The organism is Mycobacterium sp. DL (assembly GCF_039729195.1).
GTDB lineage: Bacteria > Actinomycetota > Actinomycetes > Mycobacteriales > Mycobacteriaceae > Mycobacterium > Mycobacterium hippocampi_A.
In genome coordinates this window covers 431,222-452,374 of sequence record NZ_CP155796.1, presented here as the reverse complement: position 1 = coordinate 452,374, position 21,153 = coordinate 431,222, and the positions used below count along the sequence as shown (strand labels likewise).

22 protein-coding genes are annotated in these 21,153 nt (G+C 66.1%); 13 read left to right on the top strand and 9 right to left on the bottom strand.

Going from position 1 to position 21,153, the window contains the following annotated elements; genetic code table 11:
- Positions 1–3 precede the first annotated feature (3 nt).
- The 4 genes from ABDC78_RS02160 to ABDC78_RS02145 are packed head-to-tail and all read left to right on the top strand — an operon-like array spanning position 4 to position 3,921.
- On the top strand, positions 4–834 hold the full coding sequence (locus ABDC78_RS02160) for a mycofactocin-coupled SDR family oxidoreductase (RefSeq protein WP_178359494.1): 831 nt from the start codon (positions 4–6) through the stop codon (positions 832–834).
- A complete protein-coding gene (locus ABDC78_RS02155; RefSeq protein ID WP_178359493.1) occupies positions 831–1,634 on the top strand; it encodes a mycofactocin-coupled SDR family oxidoreductase in 804 nt (267 codons plus the stop codon). Before ABDC78_RS02160 ends, ABDC78_RS02155 begins: the two co-directional genes overlap by 4 nt.
- Positions 1,635–1,657: 23 nt before the next feature.
- The gene (locus tag ABDC78_RS02150) at positions 1,658–2,470 is read left to right on the top strand and encodes a carboxymuconolactone decarboxylase family protein (RefSeq protein ID WP_178359492.1); all 813 of its coding nucleotides are present in this window, start codon (positions 1,658–1,660) and stop codon (positions 2,468–2,470) included.
- Positions 2,467–3,921 (top strand): aldehyde dehydrogenase family protein, encoded by a 1,455-nt coding sequence (locus tag ABDC78_RS02145; RefSeq protein WP_178359491.1) that lies wholly within the window; start codon positions 2,467–2,469, stop codon positions 3,919–3,921. Before ABDC78_RS02150 ends, ABDC78_RS02145 begins: the two co-directional genes overlap by 4 nt.
- A 5-nt stretch (positions 3,922–3,926) precedes the next feature.
- Here the strand turns inward: ABDC78_RS02145 and ABDC78_RS02140 are convergent, their stop codons facing one another.
- Complete coding sequence (locus tag ABDC78_RS02140) at positions 3,927–4,946, bottom strand: NAD-dependent epimerase/dehydratase family protein (protein WP_178359490.1); 1,020 nt, start codon at positions 4,944–4,946, stop codon at positions 3,927–3,929.
- A gap of 62 nt (positions 4,947–5,008) precedes the next feature.
- Positions 5,009–6,292 carry a cytochrome P450 gene (locus tag ABDC78_RS02135; protein ID WP_178359489.1) on the bottom strand — a complete coding sequence of 428 codons (1,284 nt, stop codon included), beginning with the start codon at positions 6,290–6,292 and terminating at the stop codon, positions 5,009–5,011.
- A 116-nt stretch (positions 6,293–6,408) separates the two neighbouring features.
- Here ABDC78_RS02135 and ABDC78_RS02130 point away from each other — a divergent pair, with 116 nt between their 5' ends.
- On the top strand, positions 6,409–7,023 hold the full coding sequence (locus ABDC78_RS02130) for a TetR/AcrR family transcriptional regulator (RefSeq protein ID WP_178359488.1): 615 nt from the start codon (positions 6,409–6,411) through the stop codon (positions 7,021–7,023).
- Positions 7,024–7,105: 82 nt separating this feature from the next.
- Positions 7,106–7,945 carry a mycofactocin-coupled SDR family oxidoreductase gene (locus ABDC78_RS02125; protein ID WP_178359487.1) on the top strand — a complete coding sequence of 280 codons (840 nt, stop codon included), beginning with the start codon at positions 7,106–7,108 and terminating at the stop codon, positions 7,943–7,945.
- Positions 7,946–7,954: 9 nt separating this feature from the next.
- On the opposite strand, the gene ABDC78_RS02120 is transcribed toward ABDC78_RS02125, so the two are convergent.
- Positions 7,955–8,875 (bottom strand): AEC family transporter, encoded by a 921-nt coding sequence (locus ABDC78_RS02120; protein WP_178359486.1) that lies wholly within the window; start codon positions 8,873–8,875, stop codon positions 7,955–7,957.
- A gap of 232 nt (positions 8,876–9,107) precedes the next feature.
- Here ABDC78_RS02120 and ABDC78_RS02115 point away from each other — a divergent pair, with 232 nt between their 5' ends.
- Genes ABDC78_RS02115 through ABDC78_RS02105 form a run of 3 tightly spaced genes read left to right on the top strand, consistent with a single transcriptional unit; the run spans position 9,108 to position 12,254 of the window.
- Positions 9,108–10,136: a tripartite tricarboxylate transporter substrate binding protein gene (locus tag ABDC78_RS02115; protein ID WP_178359485.1), complete on the top strand. Its 1,029-nt coding sequence runs from the start codon at positions 9,108–9,110 to the stop codon at positions 10,134–10,136.
- A 3-nt stretch (positions 10,137–10,139) separates the two neighbouring features.
- Positions 10,140–10,712 (top strand): tripartite tricarboxylate transporter TctB family protein, encoded by a 573-nt coding sequence (locus ABDC78_RS02110; RefSeq protein WP_347133302.1) that lies wholly within the window; start codon positions 10,140–10,142, stop codon positions 10,710–10,712.
- Between the two features lie 15 nt (positions 10,713–10,727).
- Complete coding sequence (locus ABDC78_RS02105; protein ID WP_178359484.1) at positions 10,728–12,254, top strand: tripartite tricarboxylate transporter permease; 1,527 nt, start codon at positions 10,728–10,730, stop codon at positions 12,252–12,254.
- 3 nt (positions 12,255–12,257) lie between these two features.
- Here ABDC78_RS02105 and ABDC78_RS02100 read toward each other — a convergent pair whose 3' ends face one another.
- From ABDC78_RS02100 to ABDC78_RS02090, 3 genes are all read right to left on the bottom strand, one after another.
- Positions 12,258–12,941 (bottom strand): FadR/GntR family transcriptional regulator, encoded by a 684-nt coding sequence (locus ABDC78_RS02100; RefSeq protein ID WP_178359483.1) that lies wholly within the window; start codon positions 12,939–12,941, stop codon positions 12,258–12,260.
- Positions 12,942–12,980: 39 nt separating this feature from the next.
- Positions 12,981–14,102: a mandelate racemase/muconate lactonizing enzyme family protein gene (locus tag ABDC78_RS02095; protein WP_178359482.1), complete on the bottom strand. Its 1,122-nt coding sequence runs from the start codon at positions 14,100–14,102 to the stop codon at positions 12,981–12,983.
- Between the two features lie 77 nt (positions 14,103–14,179).
- Complete coding sequence (locus tag ABDC78_RS02090; RefSeq protein WP_178359481.1) at positions 14,180–14,971, bottom strand: TetR/AcrR family transcriptional regulator C-terminal domain-containing protein; 792 nt, start codon at positions 14,969–14,971, stop codon at positions 14,180–14,182.
- A gap of 121 nt (positions 14,972–15,092) precedes the next feature.
- Between ABDC78_RS02090 and ABDC78_RS02085 the strand changes: the two genes are divergently transcribed.
- The 4 genes from ABDC78_RS02085 (at position 15,093) to ABDC78_RS02070 (ending at position 17,039) form a co-directional block, all read left to right on the top strand.
- Entirely contained in the window at positions 15,093–15,542 is a 450-nt protein-coding gene (locus ABDC78_RS02085; RefSeq protein WP_306172925.1) for a nuclear transport factor 2 family protein, read from the top strand.
- A 73-nt stretch (positions 15,543–15,615) separates the two neighbouring features.
- Entirely contained in the window at positions 15,616–16,197 is a 582-nt protein-coding gene (locus tag ABDC78_RS02080; RefSeq protein ID WP_178359480.1) for a TetR family transcriptional regulator, read from the top strand.
- 180 nt (positions 16,198–16,377) lie between these two features.
- A complete protein-coding gene (locus ABDC78_RS02075; RefSeq protein ID WP_347133301.1) occupies positions 16,378–16,788 on the top strand; it encodes a CsbD family protein in 411 nt (136 codons plus the stop codon).
- Between the two features lie 77 nt (positions 16,789–16,865).
- Positions 16,866–17,039 (top strand): CsbD family protein, encoded by a 174-nt coding sequence (locus tag ABDC78_RS02070; protein ID WP_178359479.1) that lies wholly within the window; start codon positions 16,866–16,868, stop codon positions 17,037–17,039.
- A 41-nt stretch (positions 17,040–17,080) separates the two neighbouring features.
- On the opposite strand, the gene ABDC78_RS02065 is transcribed toward ABDC78_RS02070, so the two are convergent.
- From ABDC78_RS02065 to ABDC78_RS02055, 3 genes are all read right to left on the bottom strand, one after another.
- The gene (locus ABDC78_RS02065; RefSeq protein WP_178359478.1) at positions 17,081–17,941 is read right to left on the bottom strand and encodes an alpha/beta fold hydrolase; all 861 of its coding nucleotides are present in this window, start codon (positions 17,939–17,941) and stop codon (positions 17,081–17,083) included.
- Positions 17,942–18,015: 74 nt separating this feature from the next.
- On the bottom strand, positions 18,016–20,178 hold the full coding sequence (locus tag ABDC78_RS02060; protein ID WP_178359477.1) for a xanthine dehydrogenase family protein molybdopterin-binding subunit: 2,163 nt from the start codon (positions 20,176–20,178) through the stop codon (positions 18,016–18,018).
- Complete coding sequence (locus ABDC78_RS02055; protein WP_178359570.1) at positions 20,175–21,152, bottom strand: xanthine dehydrogenase family protein subunit M; 978 nt, start codon at positions 21,150–21,152, stop codon at positions 20,175–20,177. The genes ABDC78_RS02060 and ABDC78_RS02055 overlap by 4 nt, the downstream gene beginning before the upstream one ends.
- Position 21,153: the final 1 nt, after the last annotated feature.

Genomic DNA, 21,153 nt, shown 5'->3' with positions numbered 1-21,153 from the left:
ACAGTGAAATCGTTGGACGGCAGAGTCGCCTTCATCACCGGAGTCGCGCGCGGCCAGGGACGCAGCCACGCGATCAGGTTGGCCGCCGAAGGCGCCGACATCATCGGCATCGACATCTGTGCCGACATCGCATCCAACGGCTACCCGATGGCCTCCACCGACGAACTCGACGAGACCGTCGCGCTGGTCGAGGCCCAGGGCGCCAAGATGCTGGCCTCGGTCGCCGACGTTCGAGACTTCCACGCGCTGGACGCAGCCCTGACCGCCGGAGTCGAGCACTTCGGGCGTCTCGACATCGTGTGCGCCAACGCGGGCATCGCGTCGATGGCTTTCCGTGAGTTGACAATCGATGAAGAGCTCGCCATGTGGACCGACGTGATCGATGTCAACCTGGTCGGCTCCTTTCACACCGCCAGGGCAGCCGTCCCGCACCTGATCGCCGGGGAACGTGGGGGGTCGATCGTGTTCACGAGTTCCACCGCCGGACTGAGGGGTTTCGGCGGCATGCAAGGTGGCGGACTCGGCTACGCCGCCTCGAAACACGGCATCGTCGGGCTGATGCGCACCCTTTCCAATGCCCTTGCGCCCTACAGCATCCGGGTCAACACCGTGCATCCGACCGCGGTGAACACCATGATGGCCAACAACCCGGCGATGGCCGCCTTCCTCGAGAACTATCCCGACGGTGGGCCACACCTGCAGAACCCGATGCCGGTCGGGATGCTCGAACCCGAGGACATCAGCGCGGCGATCGCCTACCTCGTCTCCGACGCCGCCAAGTACGTCACCGGGGTCACCTTCCCGGTCGACGCCGGCTTCTGCAACAAACTATGAGCGGCCGCGTCGCGGGCAAGCGGGTGCTGGTCACCGGAGCCGCGCGCGGTATGGGGCGCAGCCATGCAGTGCGGCTGGCCGAGGAAGGTGCCGACCTGATCCTGGTCGACATCTGCGAGTCGCTGCCGGAGATCGAGTACCCCCTGGCCACGTCCGAGGATCTGGACGAGACGGCACGCCTGGTCCAAGCGCATGGCCGGCGGGCGGTCGTCCACATCGTGGACGTGCGCGACGGCGCAGCGCTGTCGGCTGCGGTCGACGACGGGGTGGCGAAGTTGGGCGGCCTCGACGCCTCGGTCGCCAACGCCGGCGTGCTCACCGCGGGCACCTGGGACACCACGACCTCTGAGCAGTGGCGCACCGTCGTCGACGTCAACCTGATCGGCACGTGGAACACCTGCGCCGCAGCGCTTCCCCACATGCAGGAGCGCGGCGGCAGCCTGATCAACATCAGCTCGGCCGCCGGGCTGAAGGGCACCCCGTTGCACCTGCCCTACACCGCGTCCAAACACGGCGTCGTCGGACTGAGCCGATCGTTGGCCAACGAGCTTGCCGCCGTGAACATCCGGGTCAACACGGTGCATCCCACCGGTGTCGAGACAGGCATGCGTCCCGACTCTCTGCACAGCCTGCTGGCAGAGGGCAGACCCGACCTGGCCCCGCTCTTCATGAACGCGCTGCCGATCGTGATGGCCGAGGCGATCGACATCAGCAATGCCGTGCTCTTCCTGGCCTCCGACGAGTCCCGGTATGTCACCGGGCTGGAATTCAAAGTGGATGCCGGCGTCACCCTGCGGTGAGCCCCATGCCCCGAAGGAATGATATGACCACCAACCACAACGACCGTCTCGAACGGGGCGAGAACGTCTTCGCCGACGTGATGACCTTTCCCGCTCCTGACGATCACACACCCGCCACGGCCGGCCTCCTCGAGTTCGTCTTCGCCGAGGTGTGGCCACGGCCGGGCCTGACCCGCCGGGAGCGTCGCTTCGTCACGCTGGCATGCGTCGCCGACGCCGACGCCGAGACACCGCTGCGTGACCATGTCTACGGGGCACTCAACAGTGGCGACCTGTCGATCGTCGAAATGCGGGAGACCGTACTGCATTTTGCGGTGTACGCCGGATGGCCGAAGGCGTCCCGGTTCAACATGGTCGTCGACGAGCAATGGGAGCGCATCCAGCGAGAGCGGGGACTGCAGGTGCCGCCCCCGGAATCGCTGCTGCCGCTGGGAACTCCGAGTGATCCGGAGGAACGACTTGCCGTCGGCGAGCAGGCCTTCAAGGACGTCAACTGCCTGCCCTATGCGCCGCTGCGGGACAACCCGTACCAGGGAGCGGGCATCCTCAACTTCGTCTTCGGCGAGATGTGGCTGCGGCCGGGCCTCGGAATGAAGGAGCGGCGCCTGGTCACTGTGGCGTGCGTGGCCTTCCAGGACGCGCCGTATCCGATCCTGAGCCATGTCTACGCCGCGCTGAAGAGCCGGGACATCTCCTTCGATGAAATGGACGAGTTGGCATTACATTTCGCGGCGTACTACGGGTGGCCCAAAGCGTCGCACCTCAACCAGGTGATCGGTGAGCAGAAGCAGCGCGTCACCGAGGAATGGGCCGCTGACGCCCAGGCCGCCTCGTGACGGCCACACTCGGCGACACCGTCGGACTGCTCGTCGGCGACGAGCGGATCACCACGACGTCGGGCCGGACCCACGAGCACATCTACCCGGCGACGGGCCGGCCCAACGCCACGGTTGCCCTGGCAGGCGCCGACGAGATCGACCGTGCGGTCAAGGCGGCGCAGGACGCGCAGCGCGAATGGGTGGCGCTGACCGTCGACCGTCGTCGCGACATGCTGATCGACCTCGCCGACGTGATCGGCGAGAACCTCGCCGAACTCGCCACTCTCAACGTGCACGACTATGCGGTGCCGGTGTCGTACGCCGGTACCGCTCTGCTGCTGGAACGGTTCCTGCGCCATTTCGCCGGCTACGTCGACAAGCCACTCGGCTCGAGTACACCGACGAACGGGTCGTTCGACATCAACCTCGTCGAACGGGAGCCCTTCGGCGTGGTGGGGATCATCGCGCCGTGGAACGGCGCGTTGGCGGTCGCCGGGTCCTGTGTGGCACCGGCGCTGGCGGCGGGCAACGCCGTGGTGTTCAAACCCTCTGAGTTGGCTCCCCTGGCGGCACTGCGATTCGGTGAGCTGTGCCTGCAGGCGGGGCTGCCGCCCGGTCTGGTCAACGTCGTGCCGGCGGCCGCCGAGGGCGGCGACGCACTGGTCCGGCACCCGGGGATCCGCAAGATCCACTTCACCGGCGGCGGCGGCACCGCGCGCAAGGTGCTTGCAGCGGCAGCCGCCAACCTCACCCCGGTGGTCGCCGAACTCGGTGGCAAGTCAGCCAACATCGTGTTCGCCGATGCCGATCTCGACACCGCGGCGGTGCTCGGCGCACACCAGGGTCCACTCATGCAGTCCGGTCAGAGTTGTGCCTGCGCGAGCCGGATCCTGGTGCACGAGTCGGTGTACGACGACTTCGTCGGCAGGTTCCTCGCCGTCGTCGGCGCCGCCTCGGTCGGCGACCCACTCGATCCCGCGGTGACGTTCGGTCCGGTCATCAGCGAGGCGGCCGTGGACCGGATCCTCGGTGTCGTCGGCACCGCGGTCGCCGATCGCTCGGGGGAACTGCTCACCGGCGGCCGGCGCATCGGCGGCGACCTTGCGCACGGTTACTACCTCGAGCCGACGGTTTTCGGCGACGTCGACAGTCAATCGGAGTTGGCGCAGACCGAGACCTTCGCACCCGTCGTCTCGGTCATCAGGTTCAGTGATGACGACGAGGCGGTGCGTATCGCCAACAACACGGCCTACGGGTTGAACGCGTTCGTCCACACCCGCGATCTCAATCGGGCCCATCTTGTCGCGCGCAGGCTCGAATCCGGATCGGTGTGGGTGAACACGTTCAGCGACATCTCCCCCCAGGGCCCGTACGGCGGCTACAAGCAGAGTGGCTTCGGCCGCACCGGCGGTATCGACGGACTGCACGAATTCCTGCAGATCAAGAACATCCGCATCGGCTTGAGCTGAGGGCGTTATCCGGCTCTGCTGACGTAGTTCTCGGCAGCGCGCCGGATGAAGCGCTGGGTCGGTTCGGGGTGCCAGCCGAGTTCGCGGGTCGCCTTGGCGTGGCTGGCCGGTGACGTCAGCGCCAGCAACCGGGCACTCTGCCTGCTGATCGGGATATCCCGTCGTGTCAGGGCCGCGAGACCATCTGCCACATAACCGAACCCGTGGACCACACCCATCGGGATGCCGAAGCGTGGCGGTCGCGCTCCGACGGCGTCTGCAGCGACGGTCACCAACTCACGGTGGGTCATGTACCGCTCGGAGACGATGTAACGCTGTCCGACCCGACCGCGCTCGGCCGCACGGAGCATCGCGTCGGCGGCGTCGTCGATCCCCACGACCTCAGAGGCGACCCCGCGGACGTAGAACGGCAGCTTCCCCTGCGCGGCGAGTTGGACGAACATCCCCTGCCGCGGTTGCCAATCGGGAGGGCCGTAGGGGTTCGACACATTGGCCACGACAGCGGGCAGCCCCCGTTCGGCCACATAGGACAACACCAGTTCCTCTGCCGCACGCCTGGATTCGATGTAGCTGCCGGCACGATCAGCCCAGTTGAACGGGGTTTCCTCGTCCACGGACTCACCGTTCATGCCGACCGCGATGGTGCCGATCGTGCTCAGGAAGACGAACTTGCGCAGATTCGCGTTCACCGCCACATCGAGAACCTTGCGAAGGCTGTTGACGTTGGTCTCGAACAGCGGCGCCGGGTCCCGCAGTTCGGCTCGGGTGTCGACGACGCAGTAGTAGACGACATCGCGGTCCGACATGGCCGCAGCGACCTGCGCGGCGTCGGAGAGGTCCCCGTAGCACTTCTCGACGTCTGTTCCGTCGATCCCCAACATGGAACTGGTCTTTCGCAGAAGGACGCGCACATCGGCACCGCCGGCTGCGAGGTGCCGGGTCACGCACGCCCCCACATTGCCGCTGGCACCCATCACGAGGGCTCGCTGGCCGGTCACGTCCACGTGGTCGCTGTCAGTGTCCATATCGAGCCAATGCTAGCCGAAGTGGATACGGTAACACCGACAGTTCGACGAGCGCCCTGACCTCACTGATCGGCCGCGGTGAACTCCATCCGGAGTTCGCTCAGACCGCGCAGCAGGAACGTCGGGTCGTAGGTGTATCGCCGGGCGCCTAGGGGTCCGTGAACCGCTTCGTCGACCGTGATGTCGCGCATGCGGTCGAGTAGCCGGCGCACGGTGATCTGTCCTTCCACACGGGCCAGCGGTGCGCCGGCGCAGGTGTGGATGCCGCGGCCGAAGGCGATGTGTTCGCGGACGTTCTTCCGGTCCGGTCGGAAGTCATGAGGATCGTCGAACTTTCGCGGATCGCGGTTGGCGGCGCCGAGGCAGAGCATCACGATGGTGCCCGCCTTCAAGTGGGCACCACCAAGCGTTGTGGACTTGCGGACCAGCCGGAAGTCCACCTTCGTCGGAGAGTGCATCCGCAGTGCCTCCTCGATGAACACCGGAATGCCGTCCGGGTTCTGACGCAGCGTCTCCTGGTACTCGGGACGGTCGGCAAGCACCTGGACCGCTGCGCTGAGCAGCTTCGTGACGGTCTCCTGACCGGCGGCGAACAGGAACGTGGCCGGCTTGACCACCTCGAGCAGCTCGGGCGTGGAACCGTCGGGGTACGTCGCGGTCGCCATCCCCGACAGCACGTCGTCGCGCGGGTCCCGTCGTCGCTCGGCGAGATAACCGGCGAACTTTTCGTCCAAGTACCGCAACGGGTCGCGCCCCACCGGCGCGCCGTCGAGCGCGCCGACGACGTTGCCCGACGGACGTTCGGCCCCGAGGGCGGCGAGGAACTCGGGGCGGTCCGCCTCGGGGACCCCCAGCAGGTCGATGATGGCGGTGGTGGCAAAGGGTTTCGCGTACTCGGACAGGAACTCGCATCTGCCGTTGTGGATGAACTGATCGATCTGGCTGTCGACCAGTTGCCACATGAAGTCCTCGTTCTCCTTGAGGCGACGTGGCGTCAGCAGCCTGCTCAGGAGTGACCGCGCCCGTTCGTGGGCGGGTGGATCCATGACGACCATGTGTTCGTGGATCGGGAACTCATGGCGGTGGGCTTCGATCTGCTCGGCGATGTCGTCGCCCTCCGGTGTGAAGGGCAATGGCGGGAAAGGCCCACCGATGGCGTTGACGGCCGAGAAATGGTCGTGGTCCTTGAAGGCCGCCATCACTTCCTGGTAGCCCGTGACGGCGACGACGCCGAAGTGTGGCTCCCGAGTCACCGGGCCCTGCTCCCGCAGGTAGTCCCAGTATTCGTAGGGGTCCTGACTCACGCCTTCATCGGCGAAGAAGTTCACCGCCGCGAGATCGGTCATTGCAGCCTCCATGAGTACGATCCCCAAAAACTGATCGATCGATCAAACTGATACACTGCGCCATGCCTATCACAGGGCGCGAACTGCGGTCAAGCATTCATCAGGGACTCGGCTGAATGGCGACTGCCGGCAAGCCCAGATCCGCCGAACCCGGTGCGCGACAACGCCTGATCGAGGCCACCGCCAAGGTCATGCGCGACGAGGGTTACGCCGCAGCGACTTCACGGCGCATCGCCACTGAGGCCGGCGTCAAGCAGGCGCTTGTCTACTACTACTTCCCCACCATGGACGACCTGTTCGTCGAGGTGCTGCGCTCGGGCGCGGAGATCGCGCTCGAACGCATGCGTACCGCACTCACCGAGGACGACCCATTGGATGCGTTGTGGTCGATGAACAGCGATCTGCGATGGACAGGGCTGAACACCGAGTTCATGGCGCTGGCCAATCATCGCAAGGTGATTCGGGCCGAACTCAAGTCCTATGCCGAGCGGGTGCGCGACATCGAGACCGCGGCGGTGACGGTGGCGCTGCGCGCCAAGGGCGTCGATCTCGACGAGTGTCCGCCGATGGCCCTGTCCATGCTCATCGCGCAGACGGCGCGAAGCCTCTGCAACGAAAGCGCGGTCGGTGTCACCCTCGGACATGACGAGCTACGTGCATACATGAAGCACCAACTCGGCCGACTCACCGATCGCCAGGACTCCACGAGGGTTGACAGTAGCGCCGACTAGTGCCAACGTTCCTGATCGATCGATAAAATCATCAGGTGCCGCCGGCTGACTCCCGCCGGGGGCTCGACAATCGAGGTGGAACATGGCCGGTCGGGTCGCAGGAAAAGTCGCTTTCATCACCGGTGCGGCCCGAGGCCAGGGACGCAGCCACGCGGTGCGACTGGCCGAAGAAGGTGCCGACATCATCGCCGTCGACGTGTGCGGGCCGGTCAGCCGCGACACCCAGATCGCGCCGTCGACTCCCGACGACCTGGCACATACCGCCGACCTGGTCAAGGGATTGAACCGGCGCATCGTCACCGCCGAGGTCGACGTCCGCGACTACGCGGCCCTCAAGTCGGCCGTGGACAGCGGTGTCGAGCAACTCGGCCGGTTGGACATCGTGGTCGCGAACGCAGGCATCGGCAATGGTGGTCAAACCCTCGACAAGACCAGCGAGGAGAACTGGGATGACATGATCGACGTCAACCTCAGCGGTGTGTGGAAATCAGTCAAAGCCGCCATCCCGCACATTCTTTCGGGTGAGCGTGGCGGATCGATCATCCTCACCAGCTCGGTGGGCGGGTTGAAGCCCTACCCGCACACCGGTCACTACATCGCGGCCAAGCACGGCGTCATCGGTTTGATGCGCACCTTCGCAGTCGAACTGGGTCAGCACTCCATTCGGGTCAACGCCGTCTGCCCCACCAATGTGAACACGCCGATGTTCATGAACGACGGCACGATGCGCCTGTTCCGTCCGGATCTGGAGAATCCTGGGCCGGACGATCTCGCCGTGGCCGCGCAGTTCATGCACGTGCTGCCGGTCGGGTGGGTGGAACCCGTCGACATCAGCAACGCCGTGCTGTTCCTGGCGTCGGACGAATCCCGCTACGTCACAGGCCTTCCCGTCACCGTCGACGCAGGCAGCATGCTGAAATAGCCGAAGGCTCTACCTGAGGACGCCGACGATCGCGACGATGATCGGAACCGACAACGCTGTCGAGATCAGCGTGGCGTCGCGGGCCAGGCTTTCATTGCGCCGGTACACCGCCGCGTAGGCGTTGATGTTCTGCGCCGAGGGCAGTGCGGCGAGCACCGTGACCAGCAACTGCTGTTCCGGGCTAGCTCCGAAGCCCCACCGCGCGAGTGCGAACGCCGTGGCCGGCATCAACACCGTCTTGACGAGCACGGCGATGGTGAGGTCGAGACGATTGGTCGGTGGCGCGTCGCCGATGCCGGCGGTCAACGAGATGCCGAAGGCCAGCAGCACGGTGGGGATGGCGAGGTCGGCAAGCAGTTCCAGTGGATCCGCGATCGGGCCTTCGATGTTCAGTCCGGCGGCGGCGAGGGCCAGGCCGAGCACGCTCGCGGCGATGATCGGGTTCTTGACCAGCGCGAGGACCTGCCGCGCCGGGGAGGGCCGCGGCGTGTTCGCCGAGTTCAGAATGGCGATGCCGATCGGTGCCATCACCGCGGACTGGAACAGGATGAGCGCCGAGATCTCGGTGGTGCTGCCGAAGACGTATGCGCTCAGCGGGATGCCCAGGTTTCCGGCGTTCACATAGGAGGCGGTCCACGCCGCGATGACGGCTTCGCCGCGTTCCCGACGCCGAACCGCGGTGAAGACGAGAAGGCCCAGACCCATGGCGAGCGTCGCGGCCAGGGCCGACACCAACAGCGACAACGAGAAGATCTGCGGCAGCGTGGCCTGCGACAGATTGAGGAGCAGCAACGCCGGTACCCCGATGTGGAAGGCGACACGGTTGAGCACCGTCCGGGCGTTGTCGCCGAGCATGCCGGTGCGCCCGACGATCGCACCCACGCCGACGACCACGGAGATGACGGCGAACGCCTCGAGGACTTCCAGCACGGGAGCAATCCTTCACCGTCGGAGCACCCCTGATGCCCACCAGGTCCGCTGTTCAGGCGCGGTCCTCGACTGCTTTCGGCAGATATTGGCGCTCTAAGTCGCGGGATTCAATAAGGGTATTAGTCGATGTTAAATCGGGGTTGGACAGGTATCGCTGGGGGTTTCTAACGTATGAGTGATGTCGACCACACCGCTCGGTCGTCAGCTTCCAGATCACAGAGGAGTGACTCCCATGGCCCTCATATCCACCTCCGTTCTACACCGAACCGGGCTTCGCGCCGGTATCGCGGCGACGGCGGCCGCCGGGTTGGTTCTGACCGGCTGCGGCGGCGTCCAGAATTCGACCGGCGGCAGCTCCGATGGCGGCGAGTACCCGTCGGGCACGGTCGAGATGTACGTCGGCGCCTCCGCCGGCGGGTCCAGCGACCTGATCAGCCGCGCGGTCTCGAAAGGTTTGTCCGACAGCCTCGGCGCATCCTTCCCGGTGATCAACCGGGAGGGCGCCAACGGTGCACTTGCGGCAGCGGAAGTCGCCGGGGCCGAACCCGACGGATCCACGATCGCGATTCAGAACGCCTCGCTGTTCACCATCACCCCCATGGCGGTCGCCCCTGACGAGGTCACCACCATCGACGACTTCGAGGTCGTCAAGGGGGTTTCTCGCGACGACTACGTCCTGGTCACCAACCCGGCGAGCGGCTACCGCACCCTCGACGACATCAAGAACGCCACTCAGGTCGTCCGGTACGGGACCACAGGCGTCGGCACCGGCGCGCAACTCTCGGCCGCGTTGTTGTTCAAGACCAGCAACGTCAACGCCCAGGACGTGCCCTTCGACGGTGGCGCCCCCGCTCTGGCGGCGGTGCTCGGCAACCAGGTCGACGTCGCCAGCATCCAGGTCGGCGAGGCGATCGAGAACATCCAGTCCGGCAAGCTGACGCCGCTGGCGGTGTTCGGCCCGGACCGTATCGAGTACCTGCCCGATGTGCCGACCGCCAAGGAGCAGGGTCTGGACGTCGAGGTGACCCAGTACCGGTTCATGACGGTTCCCAAGGGCACCCCGCAGGAGGTGAAGGACCGCCTCATCGAGGGCATGGAGACCACCTTCGCCACCGACGGGTACAAGGAATTCAACAAGCAGAACAGCTTGACCCCCATGGAACTGTCCGGCGACGAGGTGGTCGCCCAGCTCCAGGAGGATCAGCAACGCTACGCGGACCTGGTCGAGCAGTACGGGATCAACCTGCGCAACGAAGCCTGACCCGTGAACGAGGTCGAGAAGTCCGACAAGCAGGGTGCGGTCGACGATCCCGGCTCACACCTGCACACCCGCGACATCCTCGCCGAACTCGAGGCCGAGGTCGCCCACGAGATGGAGGAGGACCGCCCGCCGTCGGGTGGTCCCCTCTATCAGATCGTGGGCGCCTTGGTCGGCATCACGATCGGGGTGACCGGAGCAGCGCTCGCCTGGGGCTACGGCATCGGGTCGCTGCGGGAGCCGGGCCCGGGTATGTGGCCGTTCATTGTCGGCGTCGTCGTCGCCTCGCTGTCGGCGGTGCTGCTGGTGGCGGGACGCGGCCTCGACGACAGCGAAGCGTTCACCCGCAGCAGCGTGCTGCCGGTGGTCGGCATCATCACCTTCGTCGCGTTCGGGCTGTTGATGCCGGTGACCGGTTTCGAGATTCCCGCGCTGGCGCTGAGCGTCATCTGGCTGCGATTCCTCGGGGGCGAAACCTGGCGCAGCACCGCCATCGTCAGCGTGCTGACCGTGACGGCGTTCTACCTTCTGTTCCTCTATGGGCTTCGAATCCCCGTGCCCCACTTGATCTCCTTCTGAGAACGGCTCGAAAACATGGACCTGAACGCGTTTCTCGACGGGTTTGCGCTCGTCATCGAGCCGCACAACCTGCTGTACTGCCTCGTCGGCGTGCTCGTCGGCATGGTCATCGGTGTCCTGCCAGGCCTCGGCCCCGCGGCCACCATCGCGATCCTGTTGCCGATCACCTACACCATCGACCCGGTCTCGGCGATCATCATGCTCGCCGGGATCTACTACGGCGCCCAGTACGGCGGCACCATCACCTCGGTGCTGCTCCGCCTGCCGGGTGAAGCGTCGTCGGTGGTCACCGTGTTCGACGGGTTCGCGCTGGCCAAACAGGGGAAGGCAGGGACGGCGCTCGGTATCGCTGCCATCGGATCCTTTGTCGGAGCGACGATCTCGATCATCGGACTGACGCTGTTGGCGCCGGTGGTGGCCAGTGTCGCGCTCGAGTTCGGGCCACCGGAGTACGCCGCGCTCGCGCTGCTCGGCGTGTTGCTCGTCGCCACCATCGGCAGCGGCAACAAGCTCAAGGCGCTGATTGCCGGCACCGTCGGCCTGCTGCTCGCCACCGTGGGCCGGGACAGTTTCAGTGGCGCATCACGTTTCACGTTCGACAGTCTGCAACTCGCCGACGGCATCGACTTCGTCGTCGTGGCGATGGGCCTCTTCGGTGTCGGCGAGATCCTCTACAACCTCGAGCAGCGGCACCGCAAAGTCCAGGCACCGGCGAAGGTGGGCAATGTCTGGCCGTCCCGCAAGGAACTCAAACAGTCCTCGGGTGCCATCGGTCGCGGTTCGGTGATCGGCTTCGTGCTGGGCGTGCTGCCCGGCGGCGGCGCGGTGCTGTCGTCGATCGTCGCCTACGCCACCGAGAAGCGCCGGTCGAAGACCCCGGAGCGGTTCGGCCGCGGCGCCATCGAGGGTGTCGCCGCACCCGAAACCGCGAACAACGCGGCGGCCACGTCATCGTTCATCCCGCTGCTCACCATCGGGTTGCCGGCCAACGCCTCGATGGCGATGTTGTTCGGGGCGTTGCTGATCCTCGGTGTGTCACCGGGTCCGCAACTGGTCGACGAACGTCCCGACGTGTTCTGGGGCGTCATCAACTCGATGTACATCGGCAACATCATGCTGTTGATCCTGTCCATTCCGCTGGTCGGATTGTTCGTCCGCATCCTGCGGGTCCGCCCGGCGATCCTGGCGCCGATCACCGCGCTCATCACGATCCTCGGCGTCTACACGATCAACAACTCGACGTTCGACATCTTCCTGATGGTGGTGTTCGGGGTCATCGGCTACCTGATGAAGAAGGCGGGATTCGACCCCGGCCCGATGGTGTTGGCGTTCGTCCTGGGATCGATCATCGAGTCGAGTACCCGTCGTTCGATGTTGATCTTCGGCGGCGACCCGAGTGGCTTTGTGACCCGGCCGATTTCGGGCACCATCCTGGCGATCTTCGTGCTGTTGGTGGCCATACCCGCGATCCGGCACATCGTGAAGTCCGGTCGCGCGAAGCGCAGCCAGAACACCGACGCCACCGACAGCGTGGGTGTCTGACCCTCACCGTCCGGCGTCGAGGCGCCTGCGGGTGTTGCCCAGGTGCACACGCATCGCGGCCCTGGCGGTGTCCGGGTCGCCGGCCAGGACGGCGGCCGCGATGTCGTCGTGCTCGCGCTGGACCCGGGCCACGTGGCCGGCGTCGGTCATCGAGTACTCGTCGCTCAACCGGGTGCGCGGCAGCATGATCATCATCGGGCCCAGCGAGTCGAGAAGCTCCAGACAGAACCGGTTACCGCTGACCGCCGCGACGGCGCGGTGGAAGAGGTAGTCGGCCTCGACCGCGTCCGCCGGTGCGGCAGCGACGAACGCATCGAGGGCCGCCGTGATCGTCTTCTGTCCCGCCGGGTTGATGCGGGCCGCTGCCAACGCGGCCGTCTCGCTCTCCACGCCCAGCCGGAAGTCGATCATGTCGAGCACGTCGCGGTGGGTCCGCAATGCCGACGACTCGACGGTGAACGACGACGGTGCCGGGACGGCCAGCACGAACGATCCTCGGCCCTGGAATGTTTCCAGCAGGCCCTCGGCGCGCAACCGGGTGACTGCCTCGCGCACCACGGTGCGGGACACCCCGAACTCGTCGATGAGCTCCGCCTCCGACGGCAACTTGTGCCCCGGCGGAAGGTCGCCCGAGAAGATCTTGTCCTTGAGTCCCGCGACCACCCGCTGCGCCAGTGACGTCTCCACAGTCACATCATCGTCTTCTATTCTTCGCGCGAGCGCTCATCACCCTGCACCGAACTCAGCGCTGGCCACCGTGAGTTCCCGCATCCGGTCGCTCAGTGTGAAGCCGAGCCCGGGCCGATCGGACAGCCAGATCCGTCCGTCGCGAATCTCGATGCGTTCGTTGAACAACGGATTCAGCCACTCGAAGTGCTCTACCCACGGTTCGGTCGGGTACACCGCCGCGAGGTGAAGATGGATCTCCATCGCGTAGTGCGGCGCCAGCGCCAGGCCGGCGTGCGCGGCCAGGGTGGCGAAGCGCAGGAACGGCGTGATGCCTCCGATGCGCGGTGCGTCGGGTTGCACGATGCCCCGGTAGCCCGCATCGATGAGCGCCATGTGCTCGGCGACCGACGTGAGCATCTCCCCCGTCGCGATCGGGGTGTCGAATGTGTGGCTGAGATCGGCGTGGCCGACTGCATCCCACGCGTCGAGGGGCTCCTCGATCCAGATCAGATCGTACTGTTCGAGCTCGCGGCACATCCGTCGAGCACGCGCGCGACCCCACTGCTGGTTGGCATCAACCATGAGCGGGGTGTCGCCGAGATGCTCCCTCAGCGCGGCCACCCGCTCCAGATCGGTCCGCCAATCTGGTTGACCCACCTTGATTTTGATGCCGCCGATGCCCGACTCGACGGACGCTGTGGCTTTCTCTTTGATCTCCTCGACCGAGGCCTGTAGGAAACCCCCCGAGGTGTTGTACACCCTGCACGAATCACGATGAGAGCCCAGGAGTTTCGCCAGAGGCAGCCCCGCGCGTCGGGCCTTGAGATCCCACAGCGCCACGTCGAGTGCCGCGATCGCCTGGGTGGCCGTCCCGGAGCGGCCGACGGAAGCGCCGGCCCACAGAAGGGACTGGTAGATCTTGTCGATGTCGGACGGGTCCTGGCCGAGCACCGTTTCGGCGACCTCACACAGGTGTGTGTACTGGGCTCGCCCGCCGGCACGTTTGGAGTAGCTGAAACCTGTTCCCTGGAAACCGTCTTCGGTGAGCACCTCGACGAACAGCATCACCGTTTCGGTCAGTGGCTTCTGGCGGCCGGTGAGCACCTTGGCGTCGCTCACCGGATGGTCCAGCGGCAACACCACGTGCGACAGCCTCAGGTGCCGGATTCGGTCGGACATAGCTCTACCTCGCAACTTGTATGATGTGTGTTGCAACTCATCATACAAGTTGTCGGGCCTCGCGGGAAGACCTGTTGTCAGCGCCCGTCGATGAGCGCAGCGAGTCCGTCCAATACCCGCGCCAGACCGAACTCGTAGGCGTGGGCGGCGCTGTAGGCACTGCCGTGCCTCTCGCCTGCCGCCGCCCCCACCCGCGTGGCCAGAGGGAACCGTTCAGCGTCCAGGACGTCGGCCAACAGTGGCGCCGCGCGCTCCCACCAGTCGCGGTCGCTCACGCCACTGTCCGCAGACGCGCGATCGGTGTCGATGGCGATTCGGGCTACAGAGGTGACAAAGCCCAGGACATAGGTCAGGGCGGCGTCCATCTCGACATCGGAGAGGCCGACACCGTCGAAGGCGAGCAGTTCGTGCTCGTACTTGGCCATCATGCCCGGACCCAGCGGTGGCCGGGTGGTGGCCACCGACGCTACCCAGGGATGGCGTTCGAACATCCCTCGGTTCTCCTCGGCGATCACCGAAACCTTTTCCCTCCAGGCCATTCCGGACAGAGTTGCCCGCGGCATCTGCTGATACACGGTGTCGAGCATCAGATCGAGCAGTTCGGCCTTGCCTGCGACGTAGGTGTAGGTGGCCATCGGGGTGATACCCAGCCCGGCGGCGACCGACCGAATGGTCAGCGCACTCAGGCCCTCACTGTCGGCGACCTCTATGGCGGCGGTGACCACTGCGTCCACGGTGGTGCGCTGCCTGGGCCCTCGGGAAGCCCGGCCGTCGCCGGGTTGACGCCACAACAGTGAGAGCGTGCGCGCCGGGTCGCCCGCGCTGCTTTGCGCGCCGCCGGCGCCCCGCTTGGGGGTGCGTTCGCCCATAGCCTGCGCGCTGCCTCTCTGTCGTCGACGCTCCTCACATCCAGCCCACCATGTCACATCCCCTGATCTCTGTACTATGTACAGTGTACTGAGTACAGCAAGAGCGACAGGAGAGATGATCATGGTTGTGATGCCAGAGCAGGGTGGATTCACCCCCACGGCAGCAGACGTCGAAGGGGTGCTCGCCTGGTTCGAGCGGTATGACGCGATGGCGGTCGCCAAGGACGTCGAGGGAATGGCGGATCAAGCGATGTTCCCGCTCAACGAGGTCACCGACGGCCGGGCCGACCCATGCGACCGCGACCACTTCGTCGCGCAGATGACCGAACAGCTCAGTGGCAGCGGCGATTTCACGATGGAGTCCATCCGCACACCGCACTTCCTCAACCAGAACCTGGTGTTCGTGATCACCGACGCCACGATCGCGGGCGCGGACTTCGCGCAGCATGTGCGCTACGGCGATCTGCTGGTGAAGTCAGAAGGCGGATGGAAGTTCCAGACGATGGTGCAGGGCGGCTGGGGTGACTACGGATCGGCTGGGTCGGCCGACGATCCGCATTCGGTTGCTTGAGGAAGGAAACGACGCCGTGACGCCACATCGGTAACCTGCGTGGAGCGACCCCCGATGCGGGACAATGCCCGGTATGACGGCCGCCGACGACGACCTGGGCCTCCGGGAACGCAAGAAGCGTCGGACCCGTGAAGCGGTGCGTCTCGCGGCTTTCGAACTCTTCCAGAAGCAGGGCTACCCGAACACCACCATCGAACAGATCGCCGAGCTCGCCGACGTCTCCCCGCGGACGTTCTTCCGGTACTTCCCCAACAAAGCGGCACTGCTGATCCCTGATCACCTGATGGATCCGATCATCGAGTTCTTCCTGGCCGCACCGTCGGAACTGCGGCCGATCCCGGCCTACCGCCACGCCCTCGAGCAGGTCTTCAGCGGGATGGCCGGCGCCGAGTGGGGTGAAGAGATGGCGCGCCAGCAGCTGCTTTACACGCTGCCGGAGGCGGCTGCGGCCCTGTACAACGAGTACATCCACACCATCGAGTTGATCACCGGCGCCTTGGCCGAGCGGCTGAACCGATCCGCCGAGGACCCTCAGTTGCGCATCGCCGCCGGTGCGATGACGGGCGTCATGATGGCTGCCCTTCACGGCACGCCGATGGCCCCGGAGACCCTGTACGAGGGTCTGAATTTTCTGGACGCCGGCCTGCCGCTGTAGCTGCGCACCGGACTTCCCCGGCCCAGGGGGGGGACGCGCCGCACCGTGAACACCGTGGCGCACATCACTGTTCGTCGGCATTCGGTTCCGGCGATCGCCACCGACTACATGAACAGCAACCGAATGAACCGATGCCGCCCCTCCGCTCGGGGCGGGGACAATTCAAGGAGGACTGTCACTGTGTCCGATTTCTCGAACAAGGTCGACGAACTGGCCGGTCAGGCCAAGCAGGCCGCCGGCGATCTCACCGACAACAGCGACCTGCGCGCCGAGGGTGCCGTCGATGAAGCCAAGGCCCAGGTGAAGCAAACGGCTGAGGCCGTCAAGGACAAGGCCGGCGAGGTCGCCGAGTCTGCCGAACAAAAGGTCGATGAGGTCAAGCAGGCCGCCGACGACAAGGTCCACGAGGTCAAGCAGGCCGCACAGGACATGCACCTCGACGACAACCGGGTGCTGATCGGTGTGGCTGCCGCGGTGGTGGCCGTCGGGGTCGTGCTGGTGGCCCGGCGCAGCACCAAGCGGCGCGGTAAGCGTCGTCGTGTCGTGGCGCACGCCGCCACCGCCGGACTGCGCCAGGCGCTCAAGTCCTGATTCGTCGGGAGGTCACCTCCCGTGCTCACTACCGGAACCCGCTCGGGTCACCGGTCCACACAAGAAAGGGAATCACAATGGGAATCGTCGACAAGGCCAAGAACGCTGCTGAGGACGCGATCGGCCAGGTCAAGCAGGTCGTCGGTGATGTGACCGGCAACGACGACCTCAAGGCCGAAGGCAAGAAGGACGAAGGCACCGCCGGCGTCAAGAAGGTCGGCGAGAACATCAAGGACAAGTTCTCCAGCTGATCGTGACCGTGGGCCGCGCTACCCGGGTAGCGCGGCCCGCTTCATGCCCGGGTGTCCGACGGCACGGTGGTGGAGATGAAGTCGTCGATGATGTCGATCACCTCTGTCGGCGCCTCGACCTGGGCGAAATGGCCGACGTCGGGCAGCACCTCGAGTCGGCAATCCGGTCGGGCCTCGAGCGCCGAGTAGGCGTGGGCGACCGGGATGATGGCATCCTGCTCGCCCCAGATCGCCAGCGTGGGCAGGTCCTCGCGCAGCTTCAACCGGTTCAGCGCGCTGACCGACTGGCCGCGGTAGTCGACCACCGACCGCAGGGTGCGCAGGAATGCGTCCCGGGTTCCGCGGTCGGAGAACGACGAATAGGCACTCCAGATCTCCGCGCCGCGCGGCGAGCGCAGACCAGCTGAGCTCAACCAGGAGCGCACCGCGTTGCCCGCGCGGATCACCGGGGGCGGCGCGATCACCGGCATCACCAACTCCGCACCCGGAGCCGCGAGAAGTCGCAGGATCAACCCGACGTCGGGACCGAGTCCGCCACTGCTGATCAACACGAGCCGGCGACAGTAGTCCGGATGCTGGTAGAGGAACTGCATGGCCACCCCGCCACCGAGTGAGTGGCCGACAACGGTCGCCGACTCGACACCGAGTTCGTCGAGCAGGTCGCGCAGACCAACGGCAAAAGCACCCAGTGAATAGTCCGTCCGAGGCTTCTCCGACTGCCCGTGACCCGTGAGGTCGGGAGCCACCACGCGGTACTTCTTGGCGAGCTGCGCGATCACCGCCCGCCACGTGTCCGCACTACCTGCCATGCCGTGGATCAGCAGCAGGACCTCGTCGCCCTCGCCCTCGTCCACCACAGCTTGCTTGACCCCATGGATGTCGACGAACTTCGTTTCGCTCATCACGCCTCCTGTCGACTCGAGGCTCGATCTTACTGATCGGTAAGTTCACCTGGCAACATCGGGCACCGAAGCGCTCACAGCAGGCGTTCGGGGGTGATGGGTAGCGAGGTGATGCGCCGGCCGGTGGCGTTGAACACGGCATTGGCGATGGCGGGCGCGACACCGATCATCATCAGTTCGCCCAGGCCCTTCACTCCGATCGGGCTGGCGATGGTGTCCTCTGCGGGTAGGAAGGTGGCGTCCAGCGCGGGTACATCCGCGTTGACGGGAACCAGGTAGTCGGCGATGTTGGCGTTGACGATCCGCCCGTCGCGGTGGTCGATGTGCGAATCCTCGAGCAACGCCATGCCGATCCCCCACACCATTCCGCCGAGTGCCTGGCTGTTCGCGAGTTTCGGGTTGATGATCCGCCCGGCGTCGTAGTAGGCGCCCATCCGCCGGATCCGCACGGTGCCGAGCAGTTCGTCGACGGCCACCTCGGCGAACACCGCGCCGTAGGACCAGATCGAGTAGTCGTCGATCCGGTCGTCCGGAGTCCAGGTGTGTTCGGACTCGAGGTGAGTCCAGCCGCGGCGGTTCAACAACTGCTGGTAGGTCTCGCTGCGGTTCGGTTCGTCGGTGAGCGACATCCGGCCGTTCACCACATTGATGTTCTCGGCGCCGGCACCATATAGCGGTGAGGCAGGGTCGACCACGGCAGTGCGCACAAACCTGTCCCGCAGCAGCGTTGCGGCATGCGCCACCCCGGAACCCACGCTGGCCATCGTCTGCTGCGCACCGTGCATGGGCGCCTCGGGAAAGTTGCTGTCCCCCAGATCAAATCGAACACGATGTGTCGGCAGGCCCAGCGCATCGGCGGCGACCTGCGTCATGGACGTGTACGTTCCCACCCCCATATCGCTGCTGGCCGTGACGACGTCGGCGGTGCCGTCGGCGTTGATCCTGGCCGACACACTGCAGGGGCTGCTGATCGAGTGGTAGACGGCGCTGGCCACGCCGAGGCCGATCAGCTGATCGCCGTCGCGGGTGGCACGCGGCACCGGGTTGCGCCGCGACCACCCGAAGGCCTCGGCGCCCCTGCGTAGACACTCGGTGTGCCGTCGTGTCGAGAAAGGCTGGTCGGTCGACGGGTCCCGGTCCGGTTCGTTACGATCGCGTAGTTCGATCGGGTCCATTCCCAATTGCTGTGCAAGGTCGTCGATTCCGCACTCGAGGGCGAACCCTGCGGTCACCTTGCCGACGCCCCGCACCCACGTCGGCGGGCTGAGATCCAGCGGAACGACGCGGTAGGTCGAGCGCATGTTGGGGCTGCGGTACATGAACCGCGGCGGCGGGGTGATGTCGTCCTCGTAGGAGATGTCCCGGCTGGTCTCCACCCTGCTGTCGTGGACGATCGTGGTGATCCGGCCGTCGGTGCCGGCGCCGAGGGCCAGTCGTTGCCGGCTCACCGGCCGGTAACCGAGTTGCTCTGCCATCTGCCGACGAGTCATCACGAGTTTGACCGGCCGTCGCAACCGCCGTGCCGCCAACGCCGTCAGCAGCTGGTTCGGCCAGACCAGACCTCCCTGGCCGAACGCCCCGCCCACAAAGGGTGAGATGACGCGCACGTTCTCCTGCGGTATGCCGAACGCCTCGGCGTACGCCTGGACTGCTGCAGTGATCCCCTGCGTCTTGTCCCACACCGTCAGGCGATCCCCGTCCCACCGGGCGACGGTGGCGGCCAGTTCCATCGGGTGATGAAGGTGCCGCGCAATCGAATAGTCGAGGTCGGACGTCGCCGGCGCGGCCGCCAACGCCCCGTCTGCGTCACCACGCGAGTAGTCACTCACCGTGGTGCCCGGTCTGGAAACCGCTTGCGGTGCATCAACATCGGTCAGCGGAGCGGACTGCCCACTGTAGCTGACGTCGACCAACGTGGCGGCGTGCGCGGCGGACTCGGCGCTGGTCGCCACCACCACAGCCACTGGCTGTTTGAAATAGGAGATCCGCGGCGGCGAGTGCGGAAGCGTGACGCCCGCGAAGTCGGTGATCACGTCGACGACACCGGGATGGTCGCGAGCGGCCGAGACGTCGATGTCCTGTACCGAGCCGAGCGCCACGGTGCTGCCGACAAGCGTCGCGTACAGCAGGTCGGGGAGCGTGTTGTCGGCGGTGTAGGTGGCAGCGCCGGTGACCTTCAGGCGTGCGTCGACCCGCGACAGCGGTTGCCCTGACGCGGACCCCGACGGCGCCGTCACGGCAGCCCCGCAACGGTGTTCAGCTGTCGTTGCACGGTGCGCTTGACCAACTCCACCTTGAACCCGTTCTGCGACAGCGGTTGTGCGCCTTCGGCCGCCAAGGCAGCGGCGTCGGCGAACAGCTGCGGACTGGGTGGCCGGCCCGTCAATGCCCGTTCGACCGCAGGCATCCGCCACGGAACGGTGCCGACCCCGCCGGCCGCGATCCGGGCGGTGCGGATCCGGCCACCGGAGATGTCCAGCGCCACCGCCGCTGAGGTCAGCGCGAATTCGTACGATTCACGGTCGCGCACCTTCAGATAACCTGATCGCCGCGCCGCGGCAGTGACCGGCACCTCGACGGCGGTGATCAGCGCCCCGGGAGGCAACTGGTGTTCACGATCCGGGGTGTCGCCGGGTTGCCGGAAGAACTCCGCGATGGGAATCTGGCGTGCCCCATCGGCATCGAGCGTGTGAACCACGGCGTCCAGCGCGACCAGCGCCACCGCCAGATCCGACGGATGGGTGGCGACACACGAGGTACTGGTCCCCAGAATGGCGTGGTTGCGGTTGTGGCCGTCGACCGCCGCGCACCCGGATCCAGGCGTTCGGCGGTTGCACGCCGCCGTGACATCACGAAAGTAGAGGCAGCGCGGTCGTTGCAGCAGGTTGCCGCCGATGGAGGCCATGTTGCGCAGCTGCGCTGACGCCGACTTCTCCAACGCTTCGGTGATCACCGGAAACTGCTGGCGTACCGCGGGATCCGCCGCCAGTTGCGACATACGTACCAGCGCCCCGATCCGCAGTCGGCTCGGCTGCAGGTCGATGTCGCGGTAGGGCAGCGCATTGATGTCGACGACGGCTCGTGGTTGCTCGACGTTCTCCCGCATCAGGTCGACCAGCGTGGTGCCGCCGGCGATGTACCGACCGCCGTCTGCTGCGGCTTGCAGAGCCGTGGCCTCGTCGGACGCGGTGGAGAACTCGAACGGCACCATC